The following is a 12,298-nucleotide window of genomic DNA, read 5'->3' on the forward strand; positions in this document are numbered from 1 at the left end:
CAGTCAATATCGGAGTAAAACCAATAACCTATATACCGGAATGCTTCGCCCTGGCACATATTATATCCGTAGGGGCGAAGCATTCCGGCAGTAAATATCGGGGTAAAACCAATAACCTATATACCGGAATGCTTCGCCCTGACTGGGGTTCACGAGTTGCCAGCTTGCCAAGAAACCGGGTTTCTAGTAGGGGCGAATGGCCATTCGCCCCTACTAGGTTGGGTGACAAAGATGGTCTAAAGAAACCCGGTTTCTGGGGATTATATTTGTAGGGGCGAAGCATTCCGGCAGTCAATATCGGGTTACAACCAATAACCTATATACCGGAATGCTTCGCCCTGGCACAAATGATTTACAAATCAGCTTGATTATCTTTGGGTAAAATATATTCCTCCTCAAAAACCTCTAACCAAGAAAGTGAGGTTAATCGACATTTTTTGCCCATTTCATCCTCGGCATCTTTCACCGAATTATCAAAACATTTATCCCAGATAGACTCAATAAAATTCCGATTTAAACTTGGCATTTCCTCTTGACTTTCCTCAATTTCTCGACGGGCTGAACGAATACTAATAGCCCAGCTTGAAGTGCGTTTCTCTGGTTGACATTTCCACTTAATAACGTGAAGCATTAAGCGAATTAACTGGGTTTTTACCGCTCTTTTTTCAGTTCTTCCCATCGCTTCAATTAGAGATGCTAAACCTTCCGTTGCTTCCATCGATTTTCCTTCTTTGAGAAGTGTCTGTACTGTCACAGCAGTTTGATAATGAGAGCAAACTGCTAACCAATCCCAATCTTGTTTAGTCAGCATTGCCATTTCCTTGAGATTATCTATATTTAATTAAGTTTAAAATAATTATTATAACAATTTGGCAAAAAAATATCAATATATCGACATTATTCCGAGACTATTTTACCGTTTTTCTCACTCAGCTTTTCAGTTTTTAAGGTTTCTTGGATCGCTAACTCAGGAACTTCAGATGTGGGGATGCTCAAATTAAACTTAAAAACGATTTGATGTTGCTCAATATTGACAGTAGTAATATGAATAACGCTTTGATCGGGTAATAAACTTTGCACGGGAACTTGAGGAGGTGCAGATTTATACCCCGACTCATCCAACCATTCATAGATTTTCCGCCAATTCTCCACCTTTTCGTCTACTTTGTCCAACAGAAATTTCACATATTTATAAATAGTGGCACATAAATCCGCCTCTACACCTCTGGGAATTTTATCTAATTTTTCCGCAATTGCTGAGGGACTATAGCCAGATAATAAACCTCTTAAATGGGCTTTTTCAATGGGAGTCAAATGTTTTCCTTTGGCCGAGGCTAAGTCAGCATAAAGGGTTTCTAAATCCCATTCTTGGGCAGCTTGACTAAACATTTGATCCACTTGAGTCATAGTAAGCGTTGGGAAATTGGCTAACAGAACTCTAACACCAGTCCTAACGTTAATCAGTAGATTTTTAGAACTGGGTTATTTTACTCTGATTATAGCATACCATCGCGTAACAATCCTATGCAATAGCTAAAACCGCTCAAAAGGCTACACCATAAGGTATTGAGAGCCTTGGGGCTGTGCTGTGGATGCTTTTATTACGTGGCTTGGCAAATATTTTTTGGAAAAAATTGACAAAGTTATGGCATACACTGTCCCTCTTAGCGGCGAAAACCCAGGATATATAATAATTCTGATTGACCAGTCAGGCTCAATGGGAGATCCTTTTGGCGGGAATGCAGGAGGCACTAAAGCCCAGGAGTGCGCTAAAGCGGTTAATCGGGTACTTCGAGAACTGGGTATGGCTTGTGTATCCGGTGAAACCATTAAAAACCGATGCGATATTTCCGTAATCGGCTATGGGAACTCAGGCGATCGCGCTTACAATGCTTTTACTGGCAACTTAGCTAATAAGCCCATTGTGAATATGCAAGAGTTGGCGAAAAATGCTTTGCGAGTGGAGACATTGAAAGTTAAAGTTTCTGATGGCGCCGGTGGCTTAGTAGAACAGAATGAGCCATTTCCTGTCTGGATTGAGCCGATTGACAGTGGTGGAACACCCATGACACAAGCATTTGAAATGGCTGATCAACTAGCCAATGACTGGAGTAAGAACCATCCAAATAGTTTTCCGCCAGTGGTGATTAATATTACTGATGGTGAACCTAACGATCAATCTAGTGCAAAAACTGCGGCTTTGAAACTCAAACAATTGGGAACTAATGACGGCAAAGTTTTAGTCCTCAATGCACATATTACATCTAAAAGAGCAGCGCGAGTGGAATTACCACCTTCAGCAAGTGACTTGCCAAATGGTGATAATTATGCACAGTTTTTATTTGATATTTCTAGTGAGTTACCTCCTGTAATGTTAGAAAGAGCTTCAGCCGTTGGATTTGAGGTTTCTGCGGGTTCACGAGGGTTTGTCTATAATGCTGATGCAGAAACTATGATTCGTCTCTTAGATATCGGTACTAAAGCGAAGTTACGCTAACAATAGAATGTTAACAATGTTAACTTTTATTAAACTGTAACTGTTTTGATTCTCCCTATTTGAGATTATTTGATATTTAAAAGGGAGAATCAAAAAGTAATTTTGCTCAAAATAGAAGGCTTTTGAGTGATTTTTCTATAAATTTGTTGATTTGATTAAGGCTATGTAGGGAAAATGATTCAACAAAATAATAACTGCATTGAGATTGTTACTTTCACGCTACCCAAAATAAAAGAAAACCCTGAAGATATACAAGATGCTTTTTATTTCAGCGACGATCGGACAATGGTAGCGATCGCAGATGGAGCATCATCTTCTCTTTATCCTCGAAGATGGGCTGATATTCTGGTCAAAAAATTTTGCGAGGATTCGGGCAACTCAATTCAGGAAATATGCAAAAACTGGCAAAAATGGTTAAAGCCTTTACAACATGAATGGTTTCAATATTATCAAGCTATTCAACAAGATGCTACTGTTGAGTGGTATCGTAAAGCAACTCAAAATAAAAATTTTGGTTCATCAACGTTTGTTGGCTTAAAATTACATACTCCCGATCCAAGTGGCAATACCTATTGGGAATGTCTAGCGATCGGCGATAGCTGTCTATTTCAAGTTAAAGCTAATTCTCAGGGAATTATCCCTTTTCCCATGACTAGATACGAGGATTTTTCTTCAGTCACCGATGCTGTTCATAGTCTTTCTCAATATAATTCTCCTCCGCCTCTGTTTTCTAATGGTTCTTATGGTAAAAATGATATTTTTTTGTTGGCAACAGATGCTTTAGCAGAATGGATACTTAAAGACTTAGAATCTCAAGGTAAGAGATGGGTTAAATTACTTACATTATCAGATCAAGAGGAATTTGCTAAACTAATTGAAAACTTGAGATCGGATAAACTCATAGAAAACGACGATACAACTTTTTTACGATTGAAAGTCATGTCAATTCCCCAGAGAAAAAATCAAAAAAGGATCCCCCCAGGAAATAATCAGATTTCTCATCCATCTGGAAAAGACAATTCCATAAATCAATCAAATCCTGTTGATTTATCTGATAATCCTCCAGTTAAACCAGATGAAAATACAACAAATAAATTATTAAAACAACTAAGAATATGTGTTATTTTAAGTACAGCTTTAATCTTATCATTTTCTGGATTAAATTTGTTTACAAATTTAGTTAATACGACCAATTTACGCAAGGTTTATCAAAATAATGACTTGAATCGCATATTAATTCCGGTCTATCTAAATGATCAGAATAAAAATACAACTCAGATCGCGGGTTTTGTTTGGAGAAAAATTATAAACGATCAAAATATCTTACCTTCCAATGATCTAGAGTACCAATTTTTAGTTGAGCTTCCGACATCAGTTGATCGCCCTACCGATCCTAAATGGATTGATTCACAACAAAAAACTTTGACAATTCCTAAATCTCACCCCCCTGTAATTTTATATATCAAAACTAAAGATGTCCAAAAGAATGAAGTAGGTTATTTATTACCAGGAACATATAAATACTCTCAGTCTGACGCAGAAGCTTCTTCGTCGTTAATTGAAATCCAGGTAAAATTAGGTGAATAGAAAAATTTATGGCTCCCCGAATTTATCCTACAAAAAGTGATTATGCTACAGCGATTAATAATCCCAAGGTTGCCTTTAAAAAGAAAGACCCAAATACTAAAGTAGAAACAGACCTTGACTCGATATTAGTTAATGGCGAAGCTTTCAAAATTCCTCATCCCGCTAATCCGAATATTAAACAACCCTGGTCAGCATCAGGAGGATTTGCTTGTGTATTTAAGTATCAGACTTTTTCGCCTAAAAAAATATGGGCTGTAAGATGCTTTAATCAAAGTACATCAACGTTTGATAGTCATTATAAAAAAGTCTCTCAACGCTTAAAAACTATCCCTTGTGCTGATTATTTTATTGATTTTACTTTTCTCGATCAAGGAATTCGAGTCAATGGACAAATTTATCCTATTGTACGCATGGAATGGGTAGAAGGGAAAGATTTAAAAACGTTTATTAAAGATAATATCAGCAATCAACAGCGTTTATTAGAATTAGCTGAAGCTTGGTTACAATTATCAGAACAATTATATAATGCTGGTATAGCTCATGGAGATTTACAACATGGGAATATTTTGATTGACGAACAAAATGGCAGGATTAACATTAAGCTGATTGATTATGATAGCCTGTATTTTCTTCAAGATGGCAATAGTATTGATGATGAAATAAAAGGAATATTGGGTTATCAGCATCCTTTGAGAGATTCTTTACAAAAACAGTGCTTGGAGATAGACTTTTTCTCTCAATGGGTAATTTGGATTTCGATTATTGCATTGGCGAAAAGCCCCAGTTTATGGAAAACTTATAATTTAGACAATACAGAACGCTTACTATTTTCTCGAAATGACTTTGACCAGCCACATCAAGCACAAGTTTTTGATGATTTATCTGTACTATCTTCAGATGTAACCGATAGTTTTAGAGCAATTTGTCAAGTTAAAAGTATTCAAGATATTCCCTGTCTAGCTATAGCATTAAAACCCGATGATCCTATAGATATAACAGACATATTTATCAAAAATGCACCACCACAACCACCAGTAAATCCGCCACCGCCAGTAGGTTCATCTCAAACTCAAGATGTAACCAGTATTTTTACGGGTTTTTCCCCAAATTTGGGAGGAACTCAATCACAGAATAACAGTTCATCTCAAACTCAAGATGTAACCAATATCTTTACAGGTTCTTCTCAACAATCAGGTCGCATTCAGCCCAATAATCCTAGTTTGTCTATACAAAAGCTTGAAAATGAGAATCAATCACTCACTCAAAAACTTGGTAATGCTAAGACAGAATTATGGAAACAAGGACAACAATTAAATATTATCAAAAAATTTGCCATAACTAGCACCATCATTGCTACCGCTTTAGCCGGTCTATCTTTTATTCAATATCAAGAGAGGAATCAGCTAATTAGGCAAATTGAGCAAATCAGAAGACAGAATAATCTTCCCTCTGGTCGATGGGACTTATCATCGTACTCTCTTGATAAGGAGTTAGAAAATTTGGGCGAGATGATTGAGGATGAAAAACCCTTGGTTTCCCGTGACTTGGATGAGTTAATTAATAAAATGCAAGAGAATACGGAGACGAGTATCAATGAAAGAGAACAGAGAATTAGTAATTTAGAGACTACCAAAACGCAGTTAGAAAAGGAAAAAAAGCAGTTAGAAGAGAAAAAAAAGCAGTTAGAAGAGGACAAAAATTCTCTGCAACGTCGGATTAATGAATTTGAAAAATATACTTATGTTAATTTTTGTAATAAAAATTTTGATAAAACAATATATGCTGCATTCACTTACTGGAATGAAACAGGATTTTTATCTCACGGCTGGTATCCTATTAAATCAGGAGAATGTAGCCAAGTTACTGTGAGTCAAAACTATCATGGTAATCTATATGTCTATGGAAGTTATAATCGGGGTGAACGTGAATGGGGAAGCGGAAAATATTCTTTCTGTATAAATATAGTTGATATATTCAGCATTTCTGAAAGTGACACAGTGAGTTGTAGTGGCATTAATCAAAAAAGAGTAAGCATGAGTGAGTTTTCTGTATCACCTGGAACAAATACTTGGAATTTTTAGTAGATAATTTTTTTGATCGGTCTATTATAAAGCTTTGAGCGATCGCGCATTGTCTTTGTCAGCAAGCAAGAAACCGGGGCAAGAAACCGGGTTTCTATGAGCACTTCGGTGGGGTAGCAAAGATGGTCTAAAGAAACCCGGTTTCTGGGGATTATATCCGTAGGGGCGAAGCATTCCGGCAGGAAATATCGGGGTAAAACCAATAACCTATATACCGGAATGCTTCGCCCTGGCAACTCGTGAGCGATCGCATTGTCGTTGCCAGCAAACAAGAAACCGGGGCAAGAAACCGGGGCAAGAAACCGGGGCAAGAAACCGGGTTTCTATGACATTTGTTTGTTGGTGGCAAAGGTTATCTAAAGAAACCCGGTTTCTGGGGTTAGTGGCAAAGGTTGTCTAAAGAAACCCGGTTTCTGGGGTGAGTGGCAAAGATTATCTGAAGAAACCCGGTTTCTGGGGTTTGTTCGGAGCGCTTATTGGTTAGAGTAATTGTGTTAAAATTATAGAGTGGTTTAGTAGTATTCGCTACAGAGTCTTTGTGGATTCTAGCGGGCGCGGTTCGGGACAGGTTGTAGTTTGTCCCCGATCTATCGGCAATATTCTAGGAGAATACAAAATGGCTAATTCCGTTGAATTTAAAACAAAAATTAAGCAGGGTATTATCGAAATACCAGAAGAATATAAACAGGAGTTAAGAGAAGAACAAGAGGTGACAGTAATTGTTGTCAAACCGCCAAAAAGAATCCCTCAAACAGGCATCATTGCTGAATTAACTCAAAATCCTATTTCAGTTCCCGGTATTCGCCAGTTAACACGAGATGAAATTCACTCACTATAGTTATGTCAAATTTCCCGATGATTTTTTTTGATTCAAATATATGGTTATATCGTTTTTTATTCGATCCAGACGGCGATAATTCTGAAGAAATTAGAAAGCATAATATCGCCTCTAACCTGACTAATTCAGATAGCATTTTGATTAGTACACAAGTGATTAATGAAGTCTCTGCTGTTTTAATCAAAAAAGCGAAAATAAGTGAAATTCAACTAAAAAAAATTATTCAATAATTTTACCAGGGTTGTATTGTAATTGAGATTGATTACAATATTATCGTTACCGCTTCTGATTTACGCACTCAATATAATCTCTCTTTTTGGGATAGTCTGATTGTCGCTAGTGCCTTAGCCGGTGGTGCAGATACTCTCTATTCTGAAGATATGCAGCATGGGTTAATTGTTTCTGAGCAACTGACGATTATTAATCCGTTTAAATAAAAGAAACCGGGTCAGAAACCGGGTTTCTTAAAGAAACCCGGTTTCTTGGTTGGGTGACAAAAATGGTCTAAAGAAACCCGGTTTCTGGGGATTATATTCGTAGGGGCGAAGCATTCCGGCAGTAAATATCGAGGTAAAACCAATAACCTATATACCGGAATGCTTCGCCCTTACAAATTTGTCAGCCAACAAGAAACCGGGTTTCTATGAGCACGTTGCTTGAGTGGCAAAGATGGTCTAAAGAAACCCGGTTTCTGGGGATTATATTCGTAGGGGCGAAGCATTCCGGCAGTAAATATTGGGGTAAAACCAATAACCTATATACCGGAATGCTTCGCCCTGACTGGGGTTCACAAGTTGCCAGCAAGCAAGAAACCGGGTTTCTATGTGTACGTTGGTTGAGTGGCAAAGATAGTTTAAAGAAACCCGGTTTCTGGGGATTATATCCGTAGGGGCGAAGCATTCCGGCAGTAAATATTGGGGTAAAACCAATAACCTATATACCGGAATGCTTCGCCCTGACTGGGGCTCACAAGTTGTCAGCAAGCAAGAAACCGGGGCAAGAAACCGGGTTTCTATAAGAGTTGTTGGTTAGTGGCAAAGGTTATCTGAAGAAACCCGGTTTCTGGGACAAAGATGGTCTAAAGAAACCCGGTTTCTGGGTTTTTCTTTATGTCTTAAGTTTTAGGGTTTATCTGATACCAATGATGCACCGCTAACCAGATAGCAGAAAGTAAACCCGCAAGACTAAGAGTGATGCCACTGTATGTAACAATTAACCCCCAAATTGGCAAAACTCCCCCGGCGATCGTCGCCACAATTGCCGCTAATTTGGCAGATTTATTTTTACCTAAACCCCAGACTAATGCTAACATTACCAGTGAAATCATACTCCAAGCTAACTTAACATCTATTGAGCGACTTAAATAGGTCAAAGTTAGTAAGCAGGCAAAGAATAGTCCCCCAGCGATCGCTACATCCCGTAAACTCAGATTAACCGAGAAATACAATAGCATAATCCACCACAAAAATACGGCGGGTGCTAACAATAATAGTCGGGGTAAAATGCCGGTATTTTTGACGCTATCTGTGGCAGTAAATACCCCAAAAGGATTTTTCACGGATACATTATCTTCAAATACCCAAGTAAAGCGAGTCCCATTGCGTTCGTTCTTAGTTTCCGTGGGAATAATGCCACTAGCAAAGTCAGCTTTAGAGAAATTCGCCAATGCACTTAACTGAAATTTCGCCAAAGACTCTCCTTGCGAATTATAGACCCACCTTGGCCCTCCTTGGGCTTTATATCCTACCTTAAATGTGGCAGATTCACCCGCTCCTAACCGAAAGGGAAAGCCATAGTCTCCGGGGTTAATTTGTGGTAATAGCTGCCCATCTTTTTCCACTTTAAAGTTTTGCAATAAAGTGTAACCGTAGGGAGGGTTAAATTCAAAGAAAAAATCTTGCGCTTGTTTGAGTTGGTTAACAAATTGATATTCCGCTTTGAAGTCTACGATATAAATGGCACTATTTTTTTTCTGCACGTCAGTGCTTTGGTTGATGGTGACATCAATGTTTGAAGAAGCGATCGCCATATATCGGTTAAGAATTTGTTCCGACTCCACTTTTACCTGTTTGCCATCCACCCAGTTATAGTAAAAATATGGTTCAACCACGGTGTAGCGAATTTTTGGGACAGGTTGTTCTAGGCGATCGCCTGATACTGTAGCCGCTACCTGCTGAACTCGTTGCTGTTCCCAATGATGATAACGATTTGCCAAAGTGGAACAAAGAAAAAATCCCCCCGTAACCAAAATCAAAACCAGTACCAGATGAGGAAATTTATCTAATATTCGGAAATAATTTTCCACCCATTGTTGCAGAGAAAGGGTCGGTTCTTCCGGCGCTTCGCGCAGCGATCCGCTCTCGCGGAATCGCCGTTTTATGGAAAAATTAATCACAGCAATGACCAACCCCAAAAATGCCATAAAAATGGCTAAATTTAAGGAAATTTTCATAATTTGTGACCCAAATTCCATCAATTCATTCGGATGGGTCAAATCTGGCAAATTAGGAATCCCTTGAAAATCTGAATACATAATCAGACGCCTCGCAGTTCTTTAATCATGGCGATGACTGATATATTCTAGACTTTTGGCAAAATATCGGGAGGTTTGGGTGTGGGGGAAAACAATTAACAATTGATAATTGACAATTGACAATTAAATAGATCAATTATCAATTATCAATTATCAATTATCAATTACACCCCAACCAACCAACCAACAACAACCAACAAACAACAAACAACCAACAACCAACAACCAACAACCAACAACCAACAAAAAATATGCAAAAAAACCTGAAACAAATCATCAATGAAATGCCCAAAGCAGAACTACATCTGCACCTAGAAGCAACCCCCCACTGGTCAAGTATTCGCCAAGCATTTGCTCGACATTACGGAGAAACCTTGCCAGAAATTTCTCCTTTGTATCATCCTGAATTTAGATTTAATAATTTTCAAGAATTCCTCAATGGCTTTACCAGTTATATTCACCCGTGGTTACGCACCCCCAATGGCTATGCAGAATTAATCGATGCGGCGATTGACTCTTTAATTCAACAAAATATTCGCTATGTGGAACTAAATTTTAGTATCTTAAGTATTCAGCGAGTTAATCATAACCTTGAAGAGGTTTTATTTTTATTAGAAAATGCAATAAATCGAGCTAATCAACAAGGTTTTATGATTAAATTAATTGCGGGTATTAGTCGGAATAAACCACCAGAAATAGCCAGTAAAATTGTCAAGCAATTACTTAATTATTCTATAATTTCAGGGTTCGATCTTCATGGGTTTGAAACCCCAGAAACTCGCGCTGATTTATTCCGAGAGGCTTTTGAACTAGCCCAAGCAGCAGGCAAAAAAATCAAAGCCCATGCGGGAGAAATGGATAGACCTGCAAGTATTCGGGCGGCGGTGACAGGGTTAGGGGTGACTCAAATTGGTCACGGCACTTCGGCTATGGAAGATGCGGAGTTAATCCAGTTATTAATTGAGCGAGATATTGTGTTAGAAATGTGTCCGAGTTCTAACGAAAAGTTAGGCAATATTCAGCGGTATGATGACCATCCGATTTTAGCCTTAGATGCGGTTGGGGTTGCTGTCACCGTGAACTCGGACGATCCGAGTTTATTTGGAGTTCATTTAACTGATGAAATGGTGCGATTAGTGACAGAAAGAGGTGTGGCGATCGCAGATTTAGTGCGTTGGACTCGTAACGCTTTTAATTGTGCGATCGCCGATGCTGACTCGCGGCATGAATTGCATCGTCAATTAGATACCTGGGCAGCAGCTTATCAGAATTTCCAGCCTATAAGTAGGTGAACATAATTAATTGCACTTTTTGTTCCCCGCCGATAGGCTTTGGATTCCCGCCTTCGCGGGAATGACAGGTTTTTTCTGATATGGTCTGTGGTGCATTTATTTCTGCCCGACTACTTACAGCCTTGATTTAGCAAATTCGGGGAAGCTGTTCGCCACTGAGCATATCCAGAATCCGTTGAGCACCAATTCTACTTTTCAGCTTCACCAAAGAATTCGCGGTTGCACTCACGGAACCAATTTGACTGGCATTGATTCCCAAGGGGTGCGATCGCATAATTTCCAAAGCTTTCTGGGCATCCGCAGGGGCGACAAAAGCCACAAATCTTCCTTCATTGGCCACATAAAGGGGGTCAAATCCTAACAATTCACAAGCCCCTTGCACATCTTCCCGCACCGGAATCGCCAATTCATCAATAGAAATCTCAAAACCTGCCGCCTCAGCAATTTCATTTAAAGTGCTGGCTAAACCCCCGCGAGTCAAATCTCGCAAACAATGAATTTCAATGCCCGCTTGTAAAAGTTGACCAACTAAATCCGCAACCGGGGCAGAATCACTTTCGATCTCGGTTTCAAAATCCAATCCTTCCCGCAGGGCCATAATCGCGATGCCATGCCGTCCCAGGTCGCCATTCACTAATAAAATATCCCCTGGTTGCACGGAACCGGGCGCGATCGCCAGGGAATGTTCAACAATTCCCACCCCTGCGGTATTGATAAAAATTCCGTCCCCTTTACCTTTGTCAACCACTTTGGTATCGCCAGTAACAATCTTCACCCCAGCATTTTCGGCCGCTTGCTGCATCGATTGGACAATCCGCCAGAGGGTTTCCATAGGGAGTCCTTCTTCTAAAATCAACCCAACGGTTAAATAAAGCGGACGGGCTCCAGCCATCGCCAAATCATTCACCGTGCCGTGAATGGCTAATGAACCAATATCCCCTCCGGGAAAAAATAGCGGACGCACCACATAGGAGTCCGTGGTCATGGCTATTTTCTGGGTGGGCAGAGTCAACACAGTGGCGTCATGGGGAATGTGGCTATCATCCCCAAAGGTGGAGATAAACATCTTTTCAATTAATTGATGCATCAGCTTACCACCGCCCCCGTGGGCTAAGAGGATATGAGGATATTGCTGAATCGGAATCGGACAGGTGCGGGTGTACTCTGGCATATATATCTGTATCTATATAAATAGATATATTTATCTTGGTATTAGGTTGGCAATACTCAGTCCCAAATTTTAACCCTTGGATTGCCGATTATTCACAATTGCGTCAGTGAGCGATCGCATCTTTCCCATTAGGGCAAGAAACTTACCCCAAGTCCAGGGGATCGAGTCCAGGTGCGACTCCCTACGGGACGCTTCGCGAACGCACTTCGCAGCAATTGTTAAAAAAAATCAACGAGTCAAAGTCAAAAACACCATTGGACTTAGAATTGTATCGAGTACAACATCTCTTTTTGCACAGA

General features: G+C 39.6%; 13 protein-coding genes. 7 read left to right on the plus strand and 6 right to left on the minus strand.

Going from position 1 to position 12,298, the window contains the following annotated elements; all coding sequences use genetic code 11:
- Window positions 1-28: 28 nt before the first annotated feature.
- From ABWT76_RS06795 to ABWT76_RS06805, 3 genes are all read right to left on the minus strand, one after another.
- On the minus strand, window positions 29-283 hold the full coding sequence (locus ABWT76_RS06795; RefSeq protein WP_354635830.1) for a hypothetical protein: 255 nt from the start codon (window positions 281-283) through the stop codon (window positions 29-31).
- Between the two features lie 69 nt (window positions 284-352).
- Entirely contained in the window at window positions 353-811 is a 459-nt protein-coding gene (locus tag ABWT76_RS06800) for a DUF29 domain-containing protein (protein ID WP_354635831.1), read from the minus strand.
- Between the two features lie 86 nt (window positions 812-897).
- Window positions 898-1,407, minus strand: a complete 510-nt coding sequence (locus ABWT76_RS06805) for a helix-turn-helix domain-containing protein (RefSeq protein ID WP_190877793.1) — start codon at window positions 1,405-1,407, stop codon at window positions 898-900.
- A gap of 238 nt (window positions 1,408-1,645) precedes the next feature.
- On the opposite strand from ABWT76_RS06805, the gene ABWT76_RS06810 reads away from it, so the two are divergent.
- The 3 genes from ABWT76_RS06810 (at window position 1,646) to ABWT76_RS06820 (ending at window position 6,165) form a co-directional block, all read left to right on the plus strand.
- Complete coding sequence (locus ABWT76_RS06810) at window positions 1,646-2,497, plus strand: vWA domain-containing protein (RefSeq protein ID WP_354635832.1); 852 nt, start codon at window positions 1,646-1,648, stop codon at window positions 2,495-2,497.
- Window positions 2,498-2,671: 174 nt separating this feature from the next.
- Window positions 2,672-4,084, plus strand: coding sequence for a hypothetical protein (locus ABWT76_RS06815; protein WP_354635833.1), 1,413 nt, complete (start codon window positions 2,672-2,674; stop codon window positions 4,082-4,084).
- Between the two features lie 8 nt (window positions 4,085-4,092).
- Window positions 4,093-6,165 carry a DUF1036 domain-containing protein gene (locus tag ABWT76_RS06820; protein WP_354635834.1) on the plus strand — a complete coding sequence of 691 codons (2,073 nt, stop codon included), beginning with the start codon at window positions 4,093-4,095 and terminating at the stop codon, window positions 6,163-6,165.
- Here ABWT76_RS06820 and ABWT76_RS06825 read toward each other — a convergent pair.
- A complete protein-coding gene (locus ABWT76_RS06825; RefSeq protein WP_354635836.1) occupies window positions 6,162-6,476 on the minus strand; it encodes a hypothetical protein in 315 nt (104 codons plus the stop codon). The genes ABWT76_RS06820 and ABWT76_RS06825 overlap by 4 nt on opposite strands.
- Before the next feature lie 305 nt (window positions 6,477-6,781).
- Between ABWT76_RS06825 and ABWT76_RS06830 the strand changes: the two genes are divergently transcribed.
- The 3 genes from ABWT76_RS06830 to ABWT76_RS06840 all read left to right on the plus strand — a co-directional run bounded on the left by ABWT76_RS06830 (window position 6,782) and on the right by ABWT76_RS06840 (window position 7,892).
- Window positions 6,782-7,003, plus strand: coding sequence for a hypothetical protein (locus ABWT76_RS06830; RefSeq protein WP_354635837.1), 222 nt, complete (start codon window positions 6,782-6,784; stop codon window positions 7,001-7,003).
- 17 nt (window positions 7,004-7,020) lie between these two features.
- Complete coding sequence (locus ABWT76_RS06835) at window positions 7,021-7,233, plus strand: hypothetical protein (protein WP_354635838.1); 213 nt, start codon at window positions 7,021-7,023, stop codon at window positions 7,231-7,233.
- 413 nt (window positions 7,234-7,646) lie between these two features.
- On the plus strand, window positions 7,647-7,892 hold the full coding sequence (locus ABWT76_RS06840) for a hypothetical protein (protein WP_354635840.1): 246 nt from the start codon (window positions 7,647-7,649) through the stop codon (window positions 7,890-7,892).
- 225 nt (window positions 7,893-8,117) lie between these two features.
- On the opposite strand, the gene ABWT76_RS06845 is transcribed toward ABWT76_RS06840, so the two are convergent.
- Window positions 8,118-9,536: a hypothetical protein gene (locus tag ABWT76_RS06845; RefSeq protein WP_354635841.1), complete on the minus strand. Its 1,419-nt coding sequence runs from the start codon at window positions 9,534-9,536 to the stop codon at window positions 8,118-8,120.
- Window positions 9,537-9,787: 251 nt separating this feature from the next.
- Between ABWT76_RS06845 and ABWT76_RS06850 the strand changes: the two genes are divergently transcribed.
- Window positions 9,788-10,828 carry an adenosine deaminase family protein gene (locus tag ABWT76_RS06850; protein ID WP_190877777.1) on the plus strand — a complete coding sequence of 347 codons (1,041 nt, stop codon included), beginning with the start codon at window positions 9,788-9,790 and terminating at the stop codon, window positions 10,826-10,828.
- Between the two features lie 127 nt (window positions 10,829-10,955).
- Here ABWT76_RS06850 and hypE read toward each other — a convergent pair whose 3' ends face one another.
- Entirely contained in the window at window positions 10,956-11,999 is a 1,044-nt protein-coding gene (gene hypE / locus ABWT76_RS06855) for a hydrogenase expression/formation protein HypE (protein ID WP_354635842.1), read from the minus strand.
- Between the last annotated feature and the right edge of the window lie 299 nt (window positions 12,000-12,298).

This window comes from Planktothricoides raciborskii GIHE-MW2 (genome assembly GCF_040564635.1).
GTDB classification, from domain to species: domain Bacteria; phylum Cyanobacteriota; class Cyanobacteriia; order Cyanobacteriales; family Laspinemataceae; genus Planktothricoides; species Planktothricoides raciborskii.